18 protein-coding genes are annotated in these 24,809 nt (G+C 61.4%); 14 read left to right on the top strand and 4 right to left on the bottom strand.

The window, feature by feature from the left end; all coding sequences use genetic code 11:
* Positions 1-82: 82 nt before the first annotated feature.
* From coaE to ACRQHG_RS02185, 5 genes are all read left to right on the top strand, one after another.
* A complete protein-coding gene (gene coaE, locus ACRQHG_RS02205; protein WP_435719385.1) occupies positions 83-763 on the top strand; it encodes a dephospho-CoA kinase in 681 nt (226 codons plus the stop codon).
* Between the two features lie 173 nt (positions 764-936).
* Positions 937-2,283, top strand: coding sequence for a gluconate:H+ symporter (locus tag ACRQHG_RS02200; RefSeq protein WP_435719384.1), 1,347 nt, complete (start codon positions 937-939; stop codon positions 2,281-2,283).
* Positions 2,284-2,357: 74 nt separating this feature from the next.
* On the top strand, positions 2,358-3,233 hold the full coding sequence (locus ACRQHG_RS02195; RefSeq protein ID WP_435713350.1) for a D-hexose-6-phosphate mutarotase: 876 nt from the start codon (positions 2,358-2,360) through the stop codon (positions 3,231-3,233).
* 200 nt (positions 3,234-3,433) lie between these two features.
* Positions 3,434-5,512 carry an excinuclease ABC subunit UvrB gene (uvrB, locus tag ACRQHG_RS02190; RefSeq protein WP_087070764.1) on the top strand — a complete coding sequence of 693 codons (2,079 nt, stop codon included), beginning with the start codon at positions 3,434-3,436 and terminating at the stop codon, positions 5,510-5,512.
* 241 nt (positions 5,513-5,753) lie between these two features.
* Positions 5,754-6,809: a TerC/Alx family metal homeostasis membrane protein gene (locus ACRQHG_RS02185; RefSeq protein WP_435719383.1), complete on the top strand. Its 1,056-nt coding sequence runs from the start codon at positions 5,754-5,756 to the stop codon at positions 6,807-6,809.
* 93 nt (positions 6,810-6,902) lie between these two features.
* On the opposite strand, the gene ACRQHG_RS02180 is transcribed toward ACRQHG_RS02185, so the two are convergent.
* Positions 6,903-7,877, bottom strand: a complete 975-nt coding sequence (locus tag ACRQHG_RS02180) for a bile acid:sodium symporter family protein (RefSeq protein WP_435713348.1) — start codon at positions 7,875-7,877, stop codon at positions 6,903-6,905.
* A gap of 72 nt (positions 7,878-7,949) precedes the next feature.
* Here ACRQHG_RS02180 and uvrA point away from each other — a divergent pair, with 72 nt between their 5' ends.
* From uvrA to secG, 9 genes are all read left to right on the top strand, one after another.
* Positions 7,950-10,793, top strand: a complete 2,844-nt coding sequence (gene uvrA, locus ACRQHG_RS02175; RefSeq protein ID WP_435713347.1) for an excinuclease ABC subunit UvrA — start codon at positions 7,950-7,952, stop codon at positions 10,791-10,793.
* A 6-nt stretch (positions 10,794-10,799) separates the two neighbouring features.
* Positions 10,800-12,788 carry an excinuclease ABC subunit UvrC gene (gene uvrC, locus ACRQHG_RS02170; protein WP_435713346.1) on the top strand — a complete coding sequence of 663 codons (1,989 nt, stop codon included), beginning with the start codon at positions 10,800-10,802 and terminating at the stop codon, positions 12,786-12,788.
* A 92-nt stretch (positions 12,789-12,880) separates the two neighbouring features.
* Positions 12,881-13,828, top strand: coding sequence for an RNase adapter RapZ (rapZ, locus tag ACRQHG_RS02165; RefSeq protein WP_435713345.1), 948 nt, complete (start codon positions 12,881-12,883; stop codon positions 13,826-13,828).
* A complete protein-coding gene (locus ACRQHG_RS02160) occupies positions 13,828-14,784 on the top strand; it encodes a gluconeogenesis factor YvcK family protein (RefSeq protein ID WP_087070769.1) in 957 nt (318 codons plus the stop codon). Before rapZ ends, ACRQHG_RS02160 begins: the two co-directional genes overlap by 1 nt.
* 84 nt (positions 14,785-14,868) lie before the next feature.
* Entirely contained in the window at positions 14,869-15,855 is a 987-nt protein-coding gene (gene whiA, locus ACRQHG_RS02155; protein WP_087070770.1) for a DNA-binding protein WhiA, read from the top strand.
* A 245-nt stretch (positions 15,856-16,100) separates the two neighbouring features.
* Positions 16,101-17,108: a type I glyceraldehyde-3-phosphate dehydrogenase gene (gene gap / locus ACRQHG_RS02150; protein WP_026429334.1), complete on the top strand. Its 1,008-nt coding sequence runs from the start codon at positions 16,101-16,103 to the stop codon at positions 17,106-17,108.
* 75 nt (positions 17,109-17,183) lie between these two features.
* Positions 17,184-18,374: a phosphoglycerate kinase gene (locus tag ACRQHG_RS02145; RefSeq protein ID WP_026429335.1), complete on the top strand. Its 1,191-nt coding sequence runs from the start codon at positions 17,184-17,186 to the stop codon at positions 18,372-18,374.
* Complete coding sequence (gene tpiA / locus ACRQHG_RS02140; protein ID WP_435713344.1) at positions 18,374-19,150, top strand: triose-phosphate isomerase; 777 nt, start codon at positions 18,374-18,376, stop codon at positions 19,148-19,150. The genes ACRQHG_RS02145 and tpiA overlap by 1 nt, the downstream gene beginning before the upstream one ends.
* 243 nt (positions 19,151-19,393) lie before the next feature.
* On the top strand, positions 19,394-19,639 hold the full coding sequence (gene secG / locus ACRQHG_RS02135) for a preprotein translocase subunit SecG (protein WP_016442760.1): 246 nt from the start codon (positions 19,394-19,396) through the stop codon (positions 19,637-19,639).
* 158 nt (positions 19,640-19,797) lie between these two features.
* Here the strand turns inward: secG and ACRQHG_RS02130 are convergent, their stop codons facing one another.
* From ACRQHG_RS02130 to tkt, 3 genes are all read right to left on the bottom strand, one after another.
* Positions 19,798-20,739, bottom strand: a complete 942-nt coding sequence (locus ACRQHG_RS02130; protein ID WP_435713343.1) for a glucose-6-phosphate dehydrogenase assembly protein OpcA — start codon at positions 20,737-20,739, stop codon at positions 19,798-19,800.
* A gap of 52 nt (positions 20,740-20,791) precedes the next feature.
* Positions 20,792-22,312, bottom strand: coding sequence for a glucose-6-phosphate dehydrogenase (gene zwf / locus ACRQHG_RS02125; protein ID WP_435713342.1), 1,521 nt, complete (start codon positions 22,310-22,312; stop codon positions 20,792-20,794).
* Between the two features lie 293 nt (positions 22,313-22,605).
* Entirely contained in the window at positions 22,606-24,687 is a 2,082-nt protein-coding gene (tkt, locus tag ACRQHG_RS02120) for a transketolase (protein ID WP_435713341.1), read from the bottom strand.
* Positions 24,688-24,809: the final 122 nt, after the last annotated feature.

Raw genomic sequence — 24,809 nt, 5'->3', positions numbered from 1 at the left:
ATACCTTGTACCGCCGCCGGCGCACCTCTTCGGGGGAGCGCCGGCGGCGTTTTCTTTCTCCCGGGCGCATTGTTAAGCTGAAATGGTGAACGCACTAACAATCGGGGGAGCCAGCGCACAACTCCTGCGCCCCTTCACCTACCCGCGGGGCCGCGCCCTGCGGGTCGCGGTATCCGGCGGCATCGGCGCCGGCAAATCCACGGTTACCCACGTCTTACGCGACCGCGGCGCAATCATCGCCGACGCCGACGCCCTTGCCCGCGAGATCACCGCCCCGGGTAGTCCCGTCCTCGCGCAGCTCACCGCCGCATTCGGTCCGGATATTTTAAACGACGACGGCGCTCTCAACCGGGCCGCCCTCGCCGCACATATCTTCACGAACCCGGCCGCCCGCCACCGGCTCGAAGCCCTCACCCATCCCGCTATCATCGCGCGGGCTCGGGATATCCTCGCCAGTGCCGCCCCCGGCCAACTGGCGGTCTACGATGTGCCGCTCCTGGTAGAAACCCGCGCTGACCGCGAAGTCGATTGCGTCATTATTGTGGCGGCCCCGGAAGAACAACGAATCGAGCACCTGCGGGACCGGGGGATGAGCCGAGCTGATGCCCAGGCCAGGATGCGCAACCAGGTAGATGATGAGGCCCGCCGGGCCCTGGCCCATATCTGGATCTGGAATGCGGGAAGCCGCGCGGAGCTCGAGAACCTCGTTACCCAGTGTGCGGAGAGCTGGCTGGCGGCGCCGCAGGCGCCGGCGTCGTCGTAAAAGAATCAAAAGAAACGCAAGTAAAAAGGTGACCGGTACCGTGTTTACTCTCAGCGTAAGAGGGAGTACCATTTACAGATAGTGAAATGACCGTTTCGCTATATGGTACGTCTCGTCGCCACGAAGCAACGATGCGCGGCGATGGGGCCTAAAATTTGAGAGGTTAAAAAGCTATGCCAATTGTTTGGCTGCTCGTGGGCATTGCGTTGATGCTCGTGCTCAACATCGTGTTCAAGGTGAATTCGATGCTCGCGCTGTTGCTCGCCGCCGTGGTGGTGGCGCTGTGCAACGGCATGGGCCCGATGGATACTCTCAAGACCGTCACCACCGGTTTTGGTTCTACGCTGGGTTCGCTCGCCATTATCGTTGTTTTCGGTGCAGTTATCGGCCGCCTCATGGTGGACTCCGGTGCGTCTCACGTGCTGGCATCGGGGCTCATCCGCCGCTTCGGACTGCGCTTCGTGCGTATCGCCGTCATCATCATCGGTCTTATTTTCGGCCTGGCGATGTTCTACGAAGTTGCCTTCCTCATGATTGCGCCGCTCGTTATTTCTATTGCTCAGGAAGCAAAGGTGCCGTGGCTGCGCCTGGCCATTCCGGCCGTCTGCGCCACCACGGTTGCTCACTCCATCTTCCCGCCGCAGCCCGGTCCGGTTGCGCTCATCGAACAGTACAAGGCCGATGCCGGCATGGTGTACCTCCTCGGTATTCCCATGGCCATCCTCTGGGTCATCGTGGGTGGCGTGCTGCTGCCCAAGATTCTCGGTAACCTCGAGCGCCCGGTGCCGAAGTTCATGTCCGGTGATGACAACGATAAGGAAGCCGCGGTTAACCCGCCGTCCTTCTTCGTTTCGCTTATCGTGCCGCTCAGCCCGGCCATCATTATGATCTCGGTGACCATCGCCAATATCTGGGTGGATCCGAAATCGACGCTGGGCCAGTGGCTCAACTTCTTCGGCTCTTCTCCGGTTGCCATGTCCGTGGCGCTGGTGCTCGCCATGCTGCTCTTCGGTATTCAGCGCGGGCACAAGGGTGAATGGGTCATGGATAAGTTCAATAAGGCCGTCTCCATTATTGCCGGCGTTGTCATGATTATTGGTGCCGGTGGCGCCTTCAAGCAGGTTGTTATCGACTCCGGTATCGGCGATTACATTGGCGGCTTCATGAGCGCGGGTGCGGTTTCGCCCTACATCATGGCGTGGTTCATCACCGTTCTTATCCGCCTGGCGACCGGCCAGGGCGTGGTCTCCGCGATGACCGCCGCCTCCATTATTGGTGCGGCTGTTATGGACCCGGTGACCGGCGTGATGCAGGCGGGCGTGGATCCCACGCTCCTCGTGCTCGCCACCGCCGCGGGCTCCAACTTCATGACGCATATTAATGACGCGTCCTTCTGGCTCTTCAAGGAATACTTCGATCTGTCCATCAAGGACACCCTGAAGACGTGGGGCGGCCTGCTCGCCTCCGGTTCGCTGGTCTCACTGGCGTACGTAATGTGCCTCTCGCCGTTCTTCGGCTAAGGCATGAGCAAGAAGGTGCGGGCGGCCGGTATGGTCGCCCGCATCGCACACATAAAGAAAAACAAGGAGTACACATGACGCAGAGCATTCCCTTTGCCGAGCAGAATATCGCCGGCGTCAGCCTCGTCACCCGTGGGGACCTGAGCGCGCTGGAGATTAACACCGATACCGTATCCGGTACCGTTTTCCCCTACGGCGCCCACGTTGCCTCCTGGAAACCGGCTGGCTTCGAGGACGTCCTCTACATGAGCGAACTATCCGGCCTCACGCAGGGCACTCCTATCCGGGGTGGTATCCCGGTGGTAGCCCCGTGGTTCGGCCCCTCGGATAACGGCCTGCACGGCTGGGCCCGCATCCAGGATTGGACCCTCGAATCCGTGAGTGGGGATTCCACCGCGGTGGAAGTGACCTTCACCCTCGCGGGCAGTGCCCTGGGCGGAGAGCTGGGCGATTCCCTCCAGCTCGCCTACACCGTGCACCTGGGCAGCGATTTCTGGGTACGGCTGAGCGCCACCAATACCGGCACGGAAAACATTGCCCCGGAGCTGGCTCTCCACGCCTACTGGGCGGTGGATGCCCAAGCGCTTCGCATCGAAGGTATCGAAGAGGGCGGTATTGATCGCCTCGCCGATAACGCGCAGCTCCCGGCCGGGCCCTTTGAGGCACTCGAAGGCCAGACCGTGGATCGTTTCTACCCCTTCGCGGGCGATATCGTGCTCGTGGACGCGGGTGGGAACCGTAAGATCACCTTGAGCTCGGAAGAATCCGATAAGTCCGTGGTGTGGAACCCGGGCACGAAGGGCTCGGCCGCGAATGCGGATATGCCCGATGATGCCTGGAAGCATTTTGTGTGCGTGGAAGCGACTCGGGTGCGCGAAGGCGCCCCGCAGCTCGCGCCGGGGGAGAGCGCCACGCTCACCCTGCACGCCACGGTTGAGCAGCTCGGCTAAGTTGTCCCGGCGGCGGCTAAGTTTTCTCGGTTGCTACGTTCGCCCAGCAGCGAGAAAACGTAGCTGAAAGCAGCCGATAGCCGTTTGTTACGACGACGGCGCCCAGTGGCCGGATAACGCCCCGAATTTCTTCGGGCCGTTATCCGGCCACTGGCGTATTTCATACCGCAATCCGGGACCGGGCTAGTAAGCTCGCCACTATGGCTCTTGATTCTGAGATTGTGCGCAGCGATAAGCCTTTTGAAGTAATTTCCGAGTACCGCCCCTCGGGTGATCAGCCCGCCGCGATTGCCGAACTCACCCGCCGCATTAACGACGGTGAAAAGGACGTGGTGCTGCTGGGAGCCACCGGTACCGGAAAATCCGCCACCACCGCCTGGCTTATTGAACAGGTGCAGCGCCCCACCCTCATTATGGAGCCGAATAAAACCCTGGCTGCGCAAATGGCGGCGGAATTCCGCGAACTCATGCCCAATAACGCGGTGGAATACTTCGTTTCCTATTACGATTACTACCAGCCGGAAGCCTACGTTCCCCAAACCGATACCTTTATCGAAAAAGATTCCTCCATTAACGATGAGGTAGAGCGCCTGCGCCATTCGGCTACCAATTCGCTCCTCACCCGGCGCGACACCGTGGTGGTGGCATCCGTTTCCTGCATTTACGGCCTGGGCACCCCGCAGGAATACGTTGATCGCATGGTGCAACTCCACGTGGGCCAGCAACTGGACCGCGATGAGCTACTTCGCACCTTCGTGTCCATGCAGTACACCCGCAACGATATTGCTTTCACCCGCGGCACCTTCCGGGTGCGGGGCGATACCGTGGAGATTATCCCCGTGTACGAAGAGCTGGCTATCCGCATTGAATTCTTCGGTGATGAGATTGATGGAATTTCCCTCCTCCACCCGCTCACCGGGGATGTTATCCAACGCACCGATACCGCGCACGTGTTCCCGGCCTCCCACTACGTGGCCGGCCCCGAGCGCATGGAACGCGCTATCCGCTCCATTGAGGAAGAACTGGCTGAACGCCTGGAGTATCTGCGCGCCCATAACAAGCTCCTCGAGGCTCAGCGCCTGGAAATGCGCACCAGCTACGATATCGAGATGATGCGCAATATTGGAACAACTTCCGGTATTGAAAACTATTCGCGGCATATTGACGGGCGTGGCCCGGGAACTGCCCCGAATACCCTCCTCGATTATTTCCCCGATGATTTCCTCCTCATTCTCGATGAATCCCACGTGACTGTTCCCCAGATTGGGGCCATGTACGAAGGGGATATGTCGCGCAAACGTACCCTGGTGGAATACGGTTTTCGGCTGCCCTCCGCCATGGATAACCGCCCCCTCAAATGGGAGGAATTCCTTGATCGCATCGGCCAAACCGTGTATCTATCCGCGACGCCTGGCAAATATGAACTTGGCCAAGCGGACGGCGTCGTCGAACAAATTATTCGACCCACCGGTTTGGTCGATCCCCTTATTAAAGTCAAGCCCACCGAAGGGCAGATCGATGATCTACTCGAGGAAGTGCGGGTGCGGGCCGAACGCGATGAACGGGTGCTCGTCACCACGCTGACGAAGAAAATGGCTGAGGATCTTACCGCGTACCTGGCGGATCGCGGGGTGCGGGTCGAGTACTTGCATTCGGATGTGGATACCCTGCGCCGCGTGGAGCTGCTGCGGGAGCTGCGGCTCGGGAAATTCGATGTGCTCGTGGGTATTAACCTGCTGCGCGAGGGCCTGGATCTTCCGGAAGTATCGCTCGTGGCGATTCTCGATGCCGATAAGCAGGGCTTTTTGCGGTCCACCACCTCGCTTATTCAGACCATCGGGCGCGCGGCCCGTAATGTTTCCGGGGAAGTGCATATGTACGGGGATAGCATCACCCCGAATATGCAGCAGGCTATTGATGAAACGAATCGGCGCCGGGAGAAGCAGCTCGCCTACAACCGCGAACACGGTATTGATCCGCAGCCGCTGCGCAAACGCATCGCGGATGTGACCGATATGCTGGCCCGCGAGGATGTGGATACCGAACAGTTGCTCGCCGGCGGGTATCGCCAGGAACCCGCGCATGCGCGGGCCCGCGCTTCGGAAGCGGAAATTGCCCGCGCGCAGGGCGGGAAAGAGCTGCGCGAACTCATTACCGAGCTCACCGCGCAGATGCACGCGGCCGCCGAACAGCTCCAATTTGAACTCGCGGCGCGCTACCGCGATGAGATCAAGGATCTGAAAAGCGAGCTGTGGCATTCCCAGCAGGCCCAGAAATAAAACGGCTGCACGGGAGCACGCCCACGAGCGCGCACCACGCACGGTACGCAAACCACATATGAAACGCGGCTCGGCGCCGCTCCCCATCGTGTAAAGTGTGCACTCGTGGAGGGGAGTATTCCCATCAACCACCGATTCGTCAGCACGAGACCCACCCGGGTCGTCCGGATCGGAGACCTGCCGCGGCCGCGCGCCCGGCGGGTGGGAAGAGACCTCCGGTCATTCCATCCGGAGGGTATTTATGCTTTCATACGCCACGGGTGTGCTGCCGTTGACGAGCACGCCCGAGCAGATGTCGGTCGATGTGGCCGAGTGGATTCTGCTTTTCGTCGTCGTTATCGGTATTTTCGCCTTTGATCTGCTGTCCCACGTGCGCAAACCACACGAACCCAGCATGAAAGAATCGGCCGGCTTCCTGCTGTTCTACATTTTCCTGGCCGTCTGCCTGGGCGGATACCTGTGGTGGCGCCACGGGGATACCTTCGGGTTGCAATTCTTCAGCGTCTGGGGCGTGGAATATTCACTTTCCGTCGATAATATTTTCGTCTTCATTATTATTATGGGTTCCTTCGCGGTGCCCCGTGCCCTCCAGCAAAAAGTGCTGTTCTGGGGCATTGTTATTGCGCTGTGCCTGCGCTTCATTTTCATCGTGCTGGGCAAAGTTATTGTGGAATCCCTGGCCTGGTCCTTCTTCCTCTTCGGTGCCTTCCTGCTGTGGACCGCATTCTCGCAGGTCAAAGAGGGGCTCTCGGAAAGCGAACCGACGGGCGAAGAAGCCGATAACTTCTTCGTGCGCCTGGCACGCCGCACCCTCCCGGTGGCCGAGGATTACCACGGTGACCACTACATCGTGAAGCGCGGCGGCAAGCGCTATATCACCCCGCTACTGCTGTGCATTATCGCCATCGGCGGGATCGACCTCATGTTCGCCCTCGATTCCATCCCGGCCTCCTTCGGTTTCACCACCGAACCCTTCATTATTTTCGCGGCGAACGCCTTCGCGCTCATGGGCCTGCGCCAGATGTTCTTCCTGGTCGACGGCCTGCTCGAACGCCTCGTGTACCTGCACTTCGGCCTGGCCGCGATCCTCGCCTTCATCGGCTTCAAACTCATTTTCGAAGCCCTGCACCATTACGATATTGCCACCGGCTTCTTCGAGTTCACGCCGCTGAGCTCGCTGCTCGTCATCGTGGTCATTATTGTGGTGACGGTGGTGGCGTCCCTGCTTCGCTCGCGTTCTCTCGCGCGTAAGGAGAAGAACGACGACGACGGCGCAGCTGGCGGCGGCGCTAACTAAGGTGATGCGTGCCAGTAGCGCGAGGCGCTTCAGGCACCAGCCGGGCTAGTGGGGTCATCGGCGTGGAACCGGGCTCATTGCTGCGGCGCCGCACTAATCGGCGCTGCGCCGGGCCAGGCGGCGAGCCAGAATCGCGCACACAAAAATTTGTAACTGGTGGAAAATAACCACCGGGACGGACAGCGGGGCGACCGTGGCCGGGGAGAACAGTGCCTTGGCCATCGGGAGCCCCGTTGCTAATGATTTCTTCGAACCGCACATGAGCACCACGATGCGATCCTCCACGGACATACGAGCCAGGCCCCCGAGCCACCAGGTAATGGAGAGCATGGCTGCTAGCAGCACGCAGCACAGGGCGAGCAGACCGAGGATCGTCCAGAGCGTCACCCCCGCCCAGGCACCTTCCGCGGTGGCATTGAGCACGGAGGAGAGCACGATGAGGATAATCGAGGTGTTATCCACCGTGCGCACCAGCCGCGGGCGAGCCCGGAACCAGGTGCCGACCCAGGGCTGGAGGCACTGCCCGATAATAAAGGGGAGGAGTAGCTTGAGGAGCACCGAATTAATTGATCCGGCCGAAGCGCCCTCCACGTGCAGGAAAAGCAGCACCAACAGCGGGGTGAGGAAAATCCCGGCAATATTGGAGACGGTAGCGGAAGTGACGGCGGCGGCCACATTCCCACGGGCAATGGACACCATCGTCACCGAGGACTGGATGGTAGAAGGCAGCAGCGCCAGGTACAGGAAACCGAGGGCGAATGCCGGGCCCAGGAAAGGCGCCACCAGGTGGCCCAGGGCAAAACCAAGAAGCGGGAAAATGAGGTAGGTGCACAGGAACACCAGACCTTGGAGTTTAATATTGCGCAGCCCGGCCAGCACGTCCCGGGTGCGTAGTCGCATCCCGTACACCAGGAAAACGCAGGCCACCGCGAGGTCGGAAACCGTGCCCAGGTGCGCCCGGACCGCACTGGGTGCCGGAATAAGAAGCCCGGCGATCATCGCGAGGATAATGCCGGCCACCAGGGGATCGGGCCGGTATCGGAGGAGACGTGCTCGGTTACGTGCCATGGGAACCAGCCTAGCGTGAACATTGCACCATCCGGTTATCGAACCTGTGTTCAACCGTGTAAGCTTGGCCGGGTGAGTGATGTTATCCATGTTCAGGGCGCGCGGGAAAATAACCTCCGTAATATCACGGTGGATATTCCCCGCGATCAACTCGTTGTCTTTACCGGGCTTTCGGGCTCCGGTAAATCCTCCCTGGCTTTTGACACCATTTTTGCCGAAGGACAGCGCCGCTACGTGGAATCGCTGAGCTCCTACGCTCGCATGTTCCTCGGCCAGATGGATAAACCCGATGTGGACCTCATCGAGGGGCTCTCCCCGGCGGTATCCATCGATCAGAAATCCACCAACCGTAACCCGCGCTCCACGGTGGGCACGGTTACGGAAGTCTATGACTACCTGCGTTTGCTGTACGCGCGGGCCGGGGTGCAGTACTGCCCGGAATGCGGCGCGAAAATCACCGCCCAAAGTGCCCAGCAAATCGTGGATACCCTCCTCACCTACCCGGAAGGTACCCGTTTCCAGATTCTCGCCCCGGTGGTGCGTGACCGCAAGGGTGAATACGCGGATGTGTTCACGGATCTCGCCCAGGCCGGCTACACCCGCGCCCGGGTCGATAGCGAAGATATCCGTCTGGACAACCCGCCCAGCCTCGATAAGAAACTGCGCCACAATATCGACGTCGTTGTTGATCGCCTGGTGGTGCGCGAAGGCATCACCAGCCGTCTCACCGATTCGGTGGAGCAGGCCCTCGGGCTCTCCTCCGGGCTCATGGTGGTGGAATTCGTGGACGCGGCCGAAGGCGAAGAACGCTCCCGGCGTTTTTCCGAGCATCGCTCCTGCCCGAACGGGCACGCTCTCGCCCTGGAAGAAATCGAACCGCGCACCTTCTCTTTTAACGCCCCCTACGGGGCCTGCCCGGCGTGCGATGGCCTGGGTTCCACCCTGGAAGTGGATCCGGATCTGGTGGTCCCGCATCCGGAAAAAACTCTCCGGGAGGGCGCCATCGCCCCGTGGACGAGCCACCAAGATTTCTTCACCCGCCAGATGGAAGCCCTGGGGGAGGAGCTCGGCTTCGATGTGGATACCCCTTGGAAGGACCTTCCCAAGAAAGCGCGGAAGGCCCTGCTGGAAGGCAATAACTACAAGGTGACCGTCAAGTACCGCAATCGCTGGGGGCGGGAAAAAACCTATGCCACCGGCTTCGAGGGGGTCCTCGGCTACGTCAAACGTAAGCACGGGGAAACTGAATCCAGCTGGTCGAAGGAACGTTACGAAGGCTATATGCGGGAGATTGCCTGCTCGGCCTGCCACGGTGCCCGCCTCAAGCCGGATGTGCTGGCGGTGCGCATCGGAAACCTCAATATTTTCGAACTGTGCTCCCTCGCCATCGACGATGCCAAAGCCTTCCTCGACTCCGTTGAACTCGATGCGCGCCAAGCCCAGATCGCCGCGCAGGTACTGCGCGAAATCCAGGTACGGATGGGATTCCTCGTGGATGTGGGGCTGTCCTATCTCACCCTCGCGCGGGGCGCCTCCACGCTTTCGGGCGGGGAAGCCCAGCGTATCCGCCTCGCCACCCAGATCGGTTCCGGGCTGGTGGGCGTGCTTTACGTGCTCGACGAACCCTCTATTGGCCTTCACCAGCGCGATAATGAAAAACTCATCGGCACCCTCGTCAAGCTCCGCGACCTGGGGAATACCCTTATCGTCGTCGAACACGATGAAGAAACGATTCGCACCGCCGATTACGTTATTGATATCGGCCCGGGTGCGGGAGAATTCGGGGGGCACGTTGTGTACGCCGGAGACGTTGCGGGTTTGAGTGCGTGCGAAGAATCCGTGACCGGTGCCTATCTATCCGGGAAACGTGCCATAACGACGCCGCAGCAGCGGCGCACCGTTGATCCGCAGCGGAAAATCACGGTGCGGGGCGCCCGGGAAAATAACCTCAAAAACGTGGAGGTCTCTTTCCCCCTCTCTACCTTTATCGCGGTGACCGGAGTGTCCGGCTCCGGGAAATCCACCCTCGTTAACCAGATTCTCTACCGCTCCTTAGCGAACCAGCTCAACGGTGCCCATACGGTGCCGGGGCGCCACCGGGAGGTCACCGGGGCAGGGGAACTCGATAAGGTCGTGCACGTGGACCAGTCTCCTATCGGGCGCACCCCGCGCTCAAATCCGGCCACCTACACCGGGGTATGGGATAAAGTGCGCCAGCTCTTCGCCCAAACCCAGGAGGCGAAGGTGCGCGGCTACGGCCCGGGGCGCTTCTCCTTTAACGTTAAGGGCGGCCGCTGCGAAGCCTGCAAGGGCGATGGCACCGTGAAAATTGAGATGAACTTCCTTCCCGATGTATATGTGCCCTGCGAGGTCTGCCACGGCACCCGCTACAACCGGGAAACCCTGGAAGTGAAGTACCGCGGGAAGAACGTCTCTGAAGTTCTTAATATGACTATTCACGAGGCCGCGGAATTCTTCGATCCCATCACGAATATCACCCGCTATCTCACTACCCTGGAACGGGTGGGCCTGGGCTACGTGCGTTTGGGGCAATCGGCCACCACGCTTTCCGGTGGGGAAGCCCAGCGCGTCAAGCTCGCTTCGGAATTGCACCGCCGCTCCAGTGGCCGCACTGTCTATATTCTCGATGAGCCCACCACGGGCCTGCATTTTGAGGATATCCGCAAACTCCTCCTGGTGCTGCAATCCCTCGTGGATAAAGGCAATACCGTGATTGTTATCGAGCATAATCTCGATGTCATTAAATGCGCGGATTGGGTTATTGACATGGGGCCGGAAGGAGGCGCCGGCGGGGGCACCGTCGTCGCCACCGGAACCCCGGAACAGATCGCCGCGGTGCCAGAATCCTATACTGGGCAATTCCTCCGCCCCCTCCTGGAGGAGACGAGGAGGTGACGGGCCGTGGCTGATCCACGCAGCTACCGCCCGGCGCCGTCGTCCATTCCCACCGACCCGGGCGTCTACCGTTTCGTGGACGGTGAAGGGCGCATTCTTTACGTCGGGAAAGCGAAGAATCTACGCAACCGGCTCCAGAATTATTTTCAACCGCCCGAACGCCTTATTCCGCGTATCCGCACCATGGTGCATACCGCCACCAATGTGGTGTGGGTGGTGGTGGGCAGTGAAATCGAGGCCCTCACCCTGGAGTACTCCTGGATTAAGGAATTCGAACCGCCCTTCAATGTGATGTTTCGGGATAATAAGTCCTATCCCTACCTGGCGGTTTCCCTGGGGGAGGAGTTCCCGCGCGCCTATATCACCCGGGAAAAGCACCGCAAAGGCACCCTGTACTTCGGGCCGTACACCAAGGTCTGGGCGATCCGGAAAGTGCTGGACGCTCTGCTTCCCGTCTTCACCATGCGCTCGTGCTCCGATGCGGAATTTCGGCGGGGGCAGCGCACCGGCAAGCCCTGCTTCAATACCCATATCGGGCTGTGTAACGGGGCCTGCGCCGGGCTGGTGAGCGCGGCGGAGAATCGCGCCGTCGCCGAAGAATTCGTAAAATTCATGGAATCGGACGGCAGCGATTTTATTCGCGCCCGCACCGCGGAAATGAAAAAAGCAGCTGCCGTGGAAGATTTCGAACGCGCCGCGAAACTACGCGATGAAATCACCGCGATGAAAACCGCAACCGAACGCAATGTTGTGGTCTTCGATTCCAATCTCAACGCCGATATTATCGGGCTGGAATCCGATGAAATTGATGCCTCGGTCCAGATTTTTTACGTGCGCGGCGGGCGAATCCGCGGGCAGCGCGGCTGGGTAACAGAAACCGAAGGTACCGAACCGGCCGATATTATCAACGCGCTGCTCCTCCATATTTACGGCAATCCCGAATATGACTCCTACCGCGGGGTGGGCACCCAGGGCGACCGCACCGTGCGAGCCGGCACCTCCGTTGATGACCGCGACCACGTACCGCCCGGGGCCATCCCGGGGGAGATATGGGTGCCGGTTTTCCCCTCGGATCGAGCCGGGTTGGAACGCTGGCTTGCCGAGCGGCGCGGCGGGCCGGTCCACCTCAAACGCCCCCAGCGCGGGCCCAAAGCCCAGCTTGCGGATACCGTGCACGCGAATGCCAAACAGGCTTTTGACCGTAATAAGCTGGCGCGGGCCGCTGATATTACGGTGCGTTCCCAAGCCCTGGAAGAACTGCGCATCGGCCTGGATTTGGATCGCGCCCCGCTGCGCATCGAAGGCTACGATATTTCCCATACCCAGGGCCATCAGCAGGTTGGCTCCATGGTGGTTTTCGAAGACGGCCTGAAGAAAACCTCCGATTACCGGCATTTCATCGTGCGCGGGCCGGAAGGTCAGGGGGCACGCGATGACACCGCCGCGATGGACGAAGTGCTGCGCCGCCGGCTGCGCCGTTTAAACGACGACGCCGCCCACGCCGCCGATGCCGGCGGCGTGGAAGACGAAGGCGCGCCCACCGCTGCCCCGCGCCGTTTCGCCTACCGCCCCGACCTCCTCGTGGTGGACGGCGGGCTCCCGCAAGTCAATGCCGCCCAGCGGGTGGTTGATGAGCTCGGCGCCGATGTGCGGGTGGTGGGCCTGGCCAAACGCCTGGAAGAAGTGTGGATCCCGGGGGAGGAGTTCCCGGTTATTTTCCCGCGTACCTCGCCCGCGCTGCGTCTCCTCCAGCAACTACGCGATGAATCGCATCGTTTCGCCATTACTTTCCACCGTAAGAAACGCGGTCAGGCGATGACCCGCTCCGCGCTCGATGCCATCCCAGGGCTGGGCCCGGCTAAGCAGAAGAAATTGCTGAGCGTGCTCGGTTCGGTCAAACGGATCCGGGAGGCCAGCATTGAGGAACTCACCGAAGTTCCGGGCATCGGCCCGGTGCTCGCAGCGGCCATCAAGGAAGCATTGGGCGAAGAATAACGGGGTGGCTTCGCGCAAACTGGGTGCGGTAGCCATTAACGAAGCCCCGCCGGAGGAGTAACGCGGACCGCGCTGTGTGGCATGATGGAGATATGAGTGACACGCGTGACATCAACGATACTTCCCGTATCCCCGCCATCGTTCCGGCCGCTGATTGCAGCACGGAATTACCGCCGGCCAACGTCCCGGAAATCATTATTGTGACGGGAATGTCCGGCGCGGGGCGCTCCCGAGCGGCTGCCACCCTGGAGGATCTGGGCTGGTACGTGGTAGATAACCTCCCGCCGCGCCTGCTCAGCGCCCTGGCCGGACTGCTCTCCGGAAACGGGAAAGTAACCCGGATGGCCGCGGTGGTGGATGTGCGCTCCCGAGAATTCTTCGCCGAACTCCTGGAAGTCCTCACCGATCTCACGAATAGCGGTATTAATTACCGCATTATCTTCCTGGATGCCGATGATGCCTCGCTGGTGCGCCGCTACGAAAGCGTGCGCCGGCCCCACCCGCTCCAGGGCCACGGCCGACTTTATGACGGCATTACCGCGGAACGTCAACTCCTCGCAGACCTGCGCAGCCGCGCCGATTCCGTGATCGATACGTCCCGGCTCTCCGTCCACGATCTTTCCCGGAAAATCCGCCACCTCGTAGGCGAAACTTCCGGAACAGAAGCCACCCGCGTCACGGTCATGTCCTTCGGCTTCAAATACGGCCTGCCGCTGGACGCGGATAATGTGGCCGATGTGCGCTTCCTGCCTAATCCCTACTGGATTTCCGAGCTGCGCCACCTGAGCGGCCACGATGAACCGGTAGCTCATTTCGTGCTGGAGCAGGACGGCGCGGAAGCTTTTGTGCGCGAGTACTCCCACCTCATCCACACCATCTTGGCCGGCTACGCCCGCGAACTCAAACCCTTTACCACCATCGCTATTGGCTGCACCGGCGGGAAGCACCGCTCGGTGGCCATCGCGGAAGCGGTATCCGAAGCGCTGCGAGCGGCCGGACATTCGGTGCGCACCATCCACCGTGATTTGGGGCGCGAATAATGGGCGGGCGCGGTAGTCGCGGCCCGCGCGTCGTCGCCCTCGGGGGCGGTCACGGCCTGTACGCCTCACTTTCGGCCCTGCGACTCATCACCCAAAACATCACCGCCGTGGTCACCGTTGCGGACGACGGCGGCTCCTCGGGGCGCCTCCGCGATGAATTCAACGTGATTCCGCCCGGAGATTTGCGCATGGCGCTGTCTGCTTTATGCGACGACGGCGAATGGGGCCAGACCTGGCGCGACGTCCTGCAATACCGTTTCTCCTCCGAAGGTCCCCTCAATGGGCACGCCATGGGGAACCTCCTTATTGTGTCCATGTGGGAACAATTGGGGAGCACGGTTTCCGGCCTCGACTGGGTGGGCCAGCTGCTGCGCATTGACGGGCGGGTACTGCCTATGTCACCCATCCCGCTGGAAATCGAAGCGCGGGTCATTGATGAGGAAGACGGCCCCCAGCTCTATCGCGGGCAGGTGGCGGTGGCAACGGCCCGCGGCAAAGTGGAGCACGTCAGCCTCATTCCGGAGAATCCTCCCGCCCAACCCGAAGCGATCGCCGCTATTGACGAAGCCGATTGGATCGTTTTCGGGCCGGGCTCCTGGTATACCTCGGTTATTCCCCACCTCATGGTTCCCGATCTGCACGCGGCCCTGGTGCGCTCCCCGGCCCGCCGGGTCCTCGCCCTCAATCTGCGTACCGAGCGCGAAACCTGGGGGATGAGCGCCGCGGATCATATCCGCTCCTTCGCCCGCCACGCCCCTGATCTGCGCATTGACGTGGTGGTGGCCGATCCGCGCAGCGTGGACGATATCGGTGAAGTAGCCGCGGAAGCCGAAGGCATCGGGGCCACTCTCATGCTGCGACAGGTTAGAATGGGCGATAATCGCGCACGTCACGATGCGCTACGTTTGGCCGCTGCCTATCGGGATGCCTTCGAAGGCGTCATAGGAGATTCCTAAATCGGAAGCTCCCGCACGGGGAAGAATCCACAACCGGGATATTCCCCGGTCAGCAGCGGTCCCACCATAGAAGGAAGGGGAGTCGTGTCCGCGTTAACACGTACGGTGAAAGATGAGCTAGCCACCGTTACGCCGGCCTCGCTTTCCGCCGCTCTGGCTGAACTCACCGCGATGTTCCGGTACGGCGGGGGATTAGCCGTGCGTTCGCGCACCCTGGAACTGGTGGCCGAAGTGGGCCACCGCCCCACCGCGCAGCGCCTATGGGAATTGGTGCGCCAGCTTTTCTCCGTGGAACCGGAACTTCTTTCCGTCTCCTCGCAGATGCGGCAGGGCCAGCGTTTCCTGGTGCGTTCCTCGGAAAATACCGAGCGCATCGCCGTGAAACTCGGGCTTCTGGACGCGCACGGCCGGCCGGTGCGGGGGCTTCCGCCCGCGGTGGTGGGCGGCTCGAAAGCCGATGCGGGCGCTGCCTGGCGCGGAGCTTTCCTGGCGCGGGGCACCCTCATGGAACCCGGGCGCAATGCCTCCCTGGAGATCATTTGCCCGCGCCTCGAGGCGGCCTACGCCCTGGGCGGGCTGGCCCGCCGCCTCGATATTCCCTACCGGGTACGCGAATCGCGCGGGGCCCACCGGATCGATATCCGCGGGGGAGAAGCGATCTCCGATATGCTCACCCGCATGGGCGCCAATGACGCCGTGCTGCGCTGGGAAGAATTACGTGTGGAACGGGAAGTCCACGGCACGGTTAACCGTCTTGCTAATTTCGACGACGCAAATATGCGCCGCAGTGCCGATGCCGCTGTTATCGCGGTGATCCGGGTCAAGCGAGCATTTGAAATTCTCGGCACGGATGTGCCGGAGAATTTGCGGGCAGCCGGCGAAGCCCGCATTGCCCACCCGGAAGATTCCCTCAACCTGCTCGGGGAGCAACTCACCCCGCGCGCCACGAAAGATGCGGTGGCCGGGCGCTTGCGTCGGCTGAATTCCATGGCGGATAAACGGGCCAAGGAGCTGGGCATTCCGGACACCATGGCCGCGGTACGGGCGGCAGGGCACACGGCAATGTCCTAACGCGCGGTAGCGCGTTCGCCGTCGTCGAAATATAGAACAGTCAAAAATGGGACTAAGGGCGTGTTATGCCGTTCTCAAGTTTCGCTCTGTGCCAAAGCTCGCAAGCTCCTTCCAACTGGCATTAGCCCCAGCCGAACGTGACCGGTAGAATAGTGAGTGGTTCCGAGAGAAGTTCTCGGACGGACTTCTCAAAGACAAGAAGTCGAGTTGGAAACGCGCTAGCTGGCGCGTGAGGAGGATAAAGAGTGACTGTACGCGTTGCTATTAACGGCTTCGGCCGTATTGGTCGTGCCGCTGTCCGCGCAGCCCTCGCCGAGGGTGCGGATTTCGAGATCGTCGCGGTCAATGACCTGACCGATATCAAGACTCTCGCCCACCTGCTGAAGTATGACACCGCCGGCGGCCGCCTCCCCGTGGAGATTGAAGCAACCGAAGATGGATTCGTGCTCGACGGCAAGAAGATCAAGGTTCTTGCCGAAAAGGATCCGGCCAACCTCCCGTGGAAGGAACTCGAGGTTGATATCGTTCTCGAGTGCACCGGCCGCTTCCGCACCGGTGAAGCCTGCCAGGCTCATATCGAAGCCGGCGCCAAGAAGGTTCTTATTTCCGCCCCGGCGAAGGGTGAAGATGCCACCTTCGTTATCGGCGTGAACTCCGATCAGTACGATCCGGCCAAGCACAATATTATTTCCAACGCTTCCTGCACCACGAACTGCCTCGCCCCGGTGGCGAAGGTCCTCGTGGACAAGTTCGGCGTCAAGAAGGGTCTCATGACCACGATCCACGCTTACACCGCGGATCAGAACCTGCAGGACGGCCCCCACAAGGATCTGCGTCGCGCCCGCGCGGCCGCGCAGAACATGGTCCCCACCACCACCGGTGCGGCCAAGGCCGTGGCTCTGGTTCTCCCCGAACTCAAGGGCAAGCTCGATGGTTACGCCGTGCGCGTCCCCACCATCACCGGCTCCCTCACGGACCTCACCTTCGAAGCTGAGAAGTCCGATGTCACCGTGGAAGAAATCAACGCCGCGATGAAGGAAGCCTCCGAAGGCGCTCTCAAGGGCACCCTCGCTTACACCGAGGATCCCATCGTTTCTTCGGACATCATCGGTGATCACCACCAGTCCATCTTCGATGCCGGCCTCACCAAGGTGATGGACGGCCAGGTCAAGATCGGCGCTTGGTACGACAACGAATACGGCTACGCCGCTTCCCTCGTGAAGCTTGCCAACCTCGTTGCGAGCAAGCTCTAAAGATCAAGCGATGAGCTGATGTGAAGCCCGTGCGTGCGCTAGCGCGCACGGGCTTCCCTACGCGAAAGGAAAAATATGAGGACTATTGAATCGCTCGGTGACCTCACCGGCAAGAAGGTTTTTGTTCGTTCCGATTTCAACGTTCCGCTGGACGGGGATCGCATCACCGATGATGGCCGTATCCGTGCCGCGCTGCCCACCATTAAGCGTCTCCTCGACGCCAAGGCGAAGGTCATCGTTTCCGCGCACCTGGGCCGCCCCAAGGGCGAGCCGAAGCCGGAATTCTCCCTCGCTCCGGTAGCCAAGCGCCTGGGCGAACTGCTCGGCCGTGAGGTTCCCCTCGCGGAGGATACCGTGGGCCCGGATGCCAAGGCCAAGATTGAGGCCCTGAACGACGGCGACATCGTGCTGCTCCAGAACGTGCGCTATGACAAGCGCGAAGACTCCAAGGTCGATGCCGACCGCGAAGCTCTCGCCAAGGAATACGCCGCGCTGGCCGATGTGTTCGTTTCCGACGGTTTCGGTGTGGTGCACCGCAAGCAGGCCTCGGTTTACGATATCGCGAAGCTGCTGCCCTCGGCCGCCGGTGAGCTCGTTGCCAAGGAAATTAATTCGCTCTCCAAGGCCACCGCGGATCCGGAGCGTCCCTACACCGTGGTGCTGGGTGGCTCCAAGGTCTCCGATAAGATCGGCGTGATTGAGAACCTCCTGGACAAGGCTGATGTTCTCCTCATCGGTGGCGGCATGGCCTTCACCTTCCTGCGCGCCAAGGGCTATGAGATCGGTTCCTCGCTGTGCGAAGATGACCAGATCGAGAAGGCCCGCGAGTACCTGGAGACCGCGTCCAATAAGGGCGTGGAGCTGCTCCTGCCGGTTGACGTCGTCGTCGCCGATAAGTTCGATAAGGACGCCGAGTCCGAAATCGTTTCCGCTTCCGATATGCCCGCCAACGGCATGGGCCTGGACATCGGGCCGGAAACCGTGGCCGAATACGCGGAGAAGATCGCTTCCTCGAAGACGATCGTCTGGAACGGCCCCATGGGTGTCTTCGAGTTCCCGGCCTTCGCCGAAGGCACGAAGGGCGTTGCCCAGGCCATGCAGGACGCCGAAGGCTTCACCATCGTTGGTGGCGGTGACTCCGCGGCGGCCGTGCGCATCCTCGGTTTCGACGAAGAGAAGTTCAACCACATTTCCACCGGCGGTGGCGCTTCCCTCGAATTCCTCGAGGGTAAGACCCTGCCCGGTATCGCTGTTCTGGAGGATTAATGGCACGCACCCCCCTGATGGCGGGTAACTGGAAGATGAATATGGATCATCTTGAGGCTACCCACCTTGTCCAAAAAGTCGCGTGGACCCTGGATGACGCCGGTTTCACCTACGGTGATGTGGATGTGGCGGTTTTCGCCCCCTACACCGACCTGCGTTCCATCCAGACTCTGTGCGAATCGGATGAGCTGCGCATCGCCTACGGTGCCCAGGATGTGTCCGTGCATGACGAAGGCGCCTACACCGGCGAAATCTCCACCTCGATGCTATCCAAGCTCGGGTGCAGCTACGTCATCGTGGGCCATTCGGAGCGGCGCGCCTACCACGGCGAAAGCAATGAACTCATCGGCCAGAAGGCACAAAAGGTTCTTAGCGCTGGCATGACGCCTATCGTCTGCTGCGGCGAAGAACTCGAGGTGCGCAAGGAAGGCCGGCACGTGGAGTACGTCGTCTCCCAGATTGACGAACTGTTCGCCGGTTTCCAGGCCGCGGATATTGCCAAGCTCGTCATTGCCTACGAGCCCATCTGGGCTATTGGCACCGGCGAAGTGGCCACCCCGGAAGACGCCCAGGAAGTCTGCGGCGCCATCCGGGCTCGCATCGAAGAAACCTTCGGCGCGGATGCGGCTACCGCGGTTCGTATCCAGTACGGTGGGTCGGTCAAGGCTGCCAACGTGCAGGAAATCATGGCCCAGCCTGATGTTGATGGTGCCCTCGTGGGCGGCGCCAGCCTCAAGGCGGAAGAATTTGCGAAGATCGTGATGTTCCGCGGCTAAGGCCACACCGGCTAGAGCCGGAATCCATACCGGCTCAGAGCTATAGCTAAGAGGCTGGGCGCGAAAGCTCCGGTCCCACCGGTTGATACCGGCTAGCTCCGGGGGGGGGGGGGGGGGGGGGGGGGGGGGGGTGGGATTCTTCCCACCCCGCACGTTTTATTTCCCGCAGCCCGGTTCCACCAGGTACACTAACCAAGGACTCTATTACTCTCCGGGTGCACGAAGCACTCGAAAGGACTGGAAATGAAAGCTTTGCTCATTACCTGCGAAGTGCTTATGCTCATCACCAGCATCTTCCTCACGCTCTCCATCTTGCTGCACAAAGGCAAGGGCGGCGGTATCTCCGATATGTTCGGTGGCGGCATTTCCACGTCCATGCGTTCCTCCGGCGTAGCCGAACGCAACCTCAACCGCATCACCGTGGTGCTGGCCCTCATCTGGGGGATTTCCATTATCCTCATCGGCCTCATCGTGAAGGTCGGCATCTAAGTCCTCAGAGTTTTCACGAGGCGTCAATATCAGCCTTAACCAGCGGGGCCGGTACGTGATTATCCACGTACCGGCCCCGCTTCGCACGCTGTCTCTCGCACGCTGAGAGTGCGTCAGGTCGCGTGTAACAGCGCTACTGTCTACATATCTGCGGGAGTTTACACATCCACGTCCGCAGGGGAGTAGTCGAGCAGGGGGAGTCCCTTGGTGAGGACCTCGCCGTAGGCGGTATCGGGATTGAGGTCGCGCAGATCCTCGATGAGCATCGCTTCCAGACTGCGCACCGGCAAAGATACTTCCTGGGGAGCCCGGCCCGGGCGCAGCATCATGCCGTGATCATTGCCCGGGGTGCGATGCAGACTGAGAGCTGCGCCGTCGTTCAAGAAAATCTCCACGCCGGTAATCGGAGCGCCCTCCTGCGGTTCAATCTCCACCGGAACATCCAAGCGCAACCGCAGCCACGCGGCGAGCAAGAAGAGCGAGGAACGGTGCGGACGCCCCCACACCTTCGCGCCGATAATGGTACGGCCCGGGAATTCATCGACCATGGAAGCAATGTAATTGCGCCACAGGGTGGTGCCCGCCCAGCCCAGGTCGGTATCCCCGGGAACGTAATTGGCGGAAAGATGCTGGAGCGCCAAGGCTGGGTGATCGGCAGTGCGGGTGGTGGTAATGCGGCGCTGCGCGATGCGGCCGGCCGCGGTGGCCGCCGGGTTTTCCGGCATATTCTGAATCCACCACGTCACCACGGGAGTATCGGGGAGCAGCAGCGGGGTGACCAAAGTATCTACGTTCTCCGCGGCACCCGCGTGGGCGCGCAAAATAACGATTTCGGAAGCGCCGGCTTCGGATCCGGTGCGGATTTCCGCATCGAGGCGCGCGGTTTCCCCGGCAACGGGAAGCACCGCGATAATCCGCGAAGGATGGGCGCGGGAGGCCCCGGCCGCCGCCTCGAGGGCGTCGCGCACCCCGCCCTCGGTATGCGCCACGATAATGAGCGTGAGAACTCTACCGAGGGCTCCCACCCCGGAAGTTCCGCGCAATTGATCAAGCTGCTGGCCCACCTGGGCGGACGTGGTATCGGCGATATGGTTAATCATGAAGCTTCCTCGGATCTTTCAGGTACGGGATAGAGCCGCTTAGGGTGCCGGCCTAGGGACGGCGCCAGGCGTGGCCGTGGGCGGCGAGCATGGCATTGGCACCGGCAGGGCCCCAGGACCCGGGCGCGTAGGTTTCCAGGGACTCCGGATGAGCATCCCAATAGTTTTCCACCTGGTCAATAATCCGCCAGGATTCTTCCACCTCGCGGGTTTGCGGGAAGAGCGGCGGATCGCCCAGTAGCACGTCGAGAATAAGGCGTTCGTAAGCTTCCGGGGTGTACTCGGTAAAAGCGTGGCCGTAGGCGAAGTCCATGGTGACATCACGCAGCCGCATTTCCGAGCCCGGCACCTTGGAACCGAATTTGAAGGTGATACCTTCATTGGGTTGCACCCGGATAACCAGGGTGTTTTGGCCCAGGCCGGCCACGTCCGGGAAAGGTAGGAAGGGCGGATTGCGGAAGACCACCGCGATTTCCGAAACGCGCCGTCCGAGCCGCTTACCGGTACGCAGGTAGAACGGCACTCCGGACCAGCGCCGCGTCTCAATCCCCAGAGCAATGGCGCCGTAGGTATCGGTCACGGATTCGGCGGGGATACCGTCTTCTTCCCGGTAGCCGCGCACCCACTGGCCACCCTGCCACCCGCTGGAATACTGCGCCCGCACCGAAGCCTGCGCCGGGCTCCCGAACAGGTGAGTCGCCTCGAGGACTTTCTCCTTTTCGGCCCGCAGCGCATCGGCGTGGAAAGAGGTCGGCTCCTCCATGGCGGTGAGGGCGAGCAGCTGCAGCAAGTGGTTTTGGATAACATCGCGGGTCGCCCCGATACCGTCGTAATACCCGGCGCGCGAGCCAATCCCAATATCCTCCGCCATGGTGATTTGCACATGGTCCACATGCGAAGAATTCCACAGCGGCTCGTAAAGCTCGTTAGCAAAACGCAGGGCGAGGATATTCTGCACTGTTTCTTTACCGAGGTAGTGGTCGATGCGGAAAACCGAATCGTGGGGGAAGACCCCGCTCACCGAGGCATTGAGCTCACGCGCGGAAGCCATATCGTGCCCGAAGGGCTTCTCGATAACCACGCGCCGCCAGCTGCCCGGTGCCCCGCGGTTGAGCCCAGCGTTAGCGAGCCCTTCGGTCACCACCGGGAAAAGGCTGGGCGGAATGGAAAGATAAAAAGCAAAATTACCTCCGGTACCGCGGGTGGCGTCCACATCCGCCATGGTGGCCCCGAGCGCACGGTAAAGTTCCGGATCGTTGTACTGGCCTTCGACCATCCGCAAACCGTCGAGGATCTGGGCCAGGGTGGTGGAGATAACCGGAGTTTGGGCGCCTTTGCGGATGGCTGCTTCGACACTGCGGGCAGCGTCTACGGGACGGCGCGCCACTCCGATAATGGAGAACGACGGCGGCAACAGCCCCCGATTCGCTAAGTCGTAGAGAGCGGGAAGAATTTTGCGGTTCGCCAAGTCACCGGTGATACCAAAAAGAACGATGCCGCAGGGGCCGGCCACCCGCTGGAGGCGGCGGTCAGCGACGGCACGGAGCGGATTACCTGAGGTAGGAGCAACCATAAAATTCCTGTCGTGAAAAAGAGGGCGAGAATATGCGCCTGTCTTATGGTAGACGCTTGAGCCGAAAAGGGGCACGGCTGTGTCCATCACGGCGTGCGGCCGGCTCCGGGAGCCGCTGGTGCACCCAGTTCGCGTAAACGGCTTATAGGACAACGAATAACCTCCGAAGCCGAAACTGCCGCAACGAATCAAGGTCGCGTGACCGGCACAGCGGCCACGCGACCTTGATGATGTTACGCGACTAGCGTGAAACGAGAACGGTTTCCGCCAGCTACGTGTTTACTAACTGCCAGCTACCCGCGCGCTGCTTCGATGGATTCAAGCGCGGCGGAAACCACGTGCTCGGCGGTCATCCCGTATTCCTTCATGAGCTCACCGCCGGGGCCGGATTCCCCGTAGGTATTGATACCCACGCTGCGCCCGGCATCCCCAACGTAGCCAGCCCAGCCGAAGGTAGCGCCGGCTTCCACCGAGACGCGCGCCTTCACATCTGGGAGGATCACCGCATCGCGGTAGGCCTGCTCCTGAGCTTCGAACCACTCCAGGCAGGGCAGCGAGATAACGCGGGCACCCACGCCCTGCTCCGCGAGGCTCTTCTGCGCCGCTACCGCGAGCTGCACTTCCGAACCGGTGGCCAGCAGCTGCACATCGACCGTTCCGGTGGGGGAGTCCGCCAGCACGTAGCCGCCCTTGAGGACGCCTTCGGTGGAGGTCCCTTCCAGAACCGGCACGCCCTGCCGGGTGAGGATGAGCCCGGTAGGCCCGCCGTCGACCTTCTCCAATGCCCCGCGCCACGCGGCCGCGGTTTCATTCGCATCGGCCGGTCGCACAATATTGAGGCGCGGGATGGCGCGGTAAGCCCACAGGTGTTCGATGGGCTGGTGAGTGGGGCCGTCCTCGCCCACGCCCACCGAATCATGCGTCCACACGAAAATCGAGGGGATATTCATAATGGCCGCCAGGCGGGCCGCGCCGCGCATGTAATCGGAGAACACAAAGAAGGTGCCGCCGTAGGCGCGGGTGAGCCCATCGAGGGTAATTCCGTTAATGATCGCGCCCATGGCGAATTCGCGGATACCGAAGTGGAGGGTACGCCCGTAAATATCGCCGGAGAACATCTCCGAGGAGCGATGCGCGGGCAGGAAGGACGGTTCGCCCTTCATTGTGGTGTTATTCGAGCCGGCCAAATCAGCCGAACCGCCCCACAGCTCAGGGAGTACCGGGGCCAGGGCATTGAGCACCGCGCCGGAAGCCGCGCGGGTCGCGATCCCCTTGGGATCCGGCTCCCAGCTCGGCAGCTTCTTTTCCCAGCCCTCGGGGAACTTCTTGGCCCGGATGCGATCATAGAGAGCGGCTTCTTCCGGATGGGAAGCACGCCACGCTTCGAAGCGCGCATCCCAATCCTTACGGGCCGCGGCCGCCCGCTCCGCCGCATTCGTGCGGGTGTGGGCCAGCACCTCATCTTCCAGCGGGAAATCAATATCCGGGTCGAAGCCCAGAATTTCCTTGGTGGCGCGAATTTCCTCCACGCCCAGGGCCGCACCGTGCGAGGCGCCGGTGTTCTGCTTGGTGGGCGCCGGCCAGGCAATAATGGTGGAGAGCTTAATAATGGAGGGCTTATCGGTAACCTGCTGGGCTGCCAGAATCGCATCGTAGAGAGCCTGGACGTCCTCCTGGTAGGAGCCATCCTCCTTAATCCAATTCACGTGCTGGGTGTGCCATCCGTAGGCTTCGTAACGCGCCAGCACATCCTCACTGAAAGCAATGGAGGTATTGTCCTCAATGGAAATGCGGTTGTCATCGTAAATGAGAATAAGATTCCCAAGCTCCTGGGTACCGGCCAGCGAGCAGGCCTCGCTGGTCACGCCTTCCTGGAGGCAGCCATCGCCGGCAATCACGTACACAAAATGATCGAAAACGGACTCGCCAAGCGGGGTATCCCGATCAAAAAGCCCGTGGGCACGCCGGGAAGCCATTGCAAATCCCACCGTGGAGGCCAGGCCCTGGCCCAGCGGCCCGGTGGTCATTTCCACCCCGTTGGTGTAGCCGTATTCCGGATGCCCGGGAGTCTTGGAATGGAGAGTGCGCAGGGCCTTAATATCATCAAGTTCCAGACCGTAGCCGGCCAGCAGCAGCTGATTGTATTGCGTGAGGGAGGAATGCCCGGCCGAGAGAATGAAACGATCACGGCCCACCCACGCAGAATCCGCCGGATCGTGGTTCATGACCCGCTGGTAGAGCAGGTAGGCCGCCGGCGCCAGGGACATAGCCGTTCCCGGGTGCCCATTCCCGGTTTTTTGCACCGCATCCGCGGCCAGCAGCCGCGTGGTATCCACGGCCCGCTGATCGAGCTGCGACCATTCGAGCTTCGCCATTGAATTCTCCTAACATTAAGGTTGTGGTTACATGAGATGTGCCACGCACTAGTCTACTGGTCGAGCGGGTTTCGCGCGCCCGGGGCCCACCCCCGTTCGCGCCCGGCGCGAGCGCACGAAAG

The organism is Actinotignum vesiculae (assembly GCF_051267215.1).
Classification (GTDB): Bacteria; Actinomycetota; Actinomycetes; order Actinomycetales; family Actinomycetaceae; genus Actinotignum; species Actinotignum schaalii.
This window is presented reverse-complemented; position numbering and strand designations above follow the sequence as displayed.

Coding starts and splice junctions, on each gene's coding strand:
- ACRQHG_RS02185 (WP_435719383.1), top strand. CDS start 5,754: ATGCTTTCATACGCCACGGGTGTGCTGCCGTTGACGAGCACGCCCGAG.
- coaE (WP_435719385.1), top strand. CDS start 83: ATGGTGAACGCACTAACAATCGGGGGAGCCAGCGCACAACTCCTGCGC.
- rapZ (WP_435713345.1), top strand. CDS start 12,881: ATGAGTGACACGCGTGACATCAACGATACTTCCCGTATCCCCGCCATC.
- ACRQHG_RS02130 (WP_435713343.1), bottom strand. CDS start 20,739: ATGATTAACCATATCGCCGATACCACGTCCGCCCAGGTGGGCCAGCAG.
- ACRQHG_RS02145 (WP_026429335.1), top strand. CDS start 17,184: ATGAGGACTATTGAATCGCTCGGTGACCTCACCGGCAAGAAGGTTTTT.
- zwf (WP_435713342.1), bottom strand. CDS start 22,312: ATGGTTGCTCCTACCTCAGGTAATCCGCTCCGTGCCGTCGCTGACCGC.
- secG (WP_016442760.1), top strand. CDS start 19,394: ATGAAAGCTTTGCTCATTACCTGCGAAGTGCTTATGCTCATCACCAGC.
- ACRQHG_RS02180 (WP_435713348.1), bottom strand. CDS start 7,877: ATGGCACGTAACCGAGCACGTCTCCTCCGATACCGGCCCGATCCCCTG.
- tpiA (WP_435713344.1), top strand. CDS start 18,374: ATGGCACGCACCCCCCTGATGGCGGGTAACTGGAAGATGAATATGGAT.
- ACRQHG_RS02195 (WP_435713350.1), top strand. CDS start 2,358: ATGACGCAGAGCATTCCCTTTGCCGAGCAGAATATCGCCGGCGTCAGC.
- ACRQHG_RS02160 (WP_087070769.1), top strand. CDS start 13,828: ATGGGCGGGCGCGGTAGTCGCGGCCCGCGCGTCGTCGCCCTCGGGGGC.
- ACRQHG_RS02200 (WP_435719384.1), top strand. CDS start 937: ATGCCAATTGTTTGGCTGCTCGTGGGCATTGCGTTGATGCTCGTGCTC.
- tkt (WP_435713341.1), bottom strand. CDS start 24,687: ATGGCGAAGCTCGAATGGTCGCAGCTCGATCAGCGGGCCGTGGATACC.
- uvrB (WP_087070764.1), top strand. CDS start 3,434: ATGGCTCTTGATTCTGAGATTGTGCGCAGCGATAAGCCTTTTGAAGTA.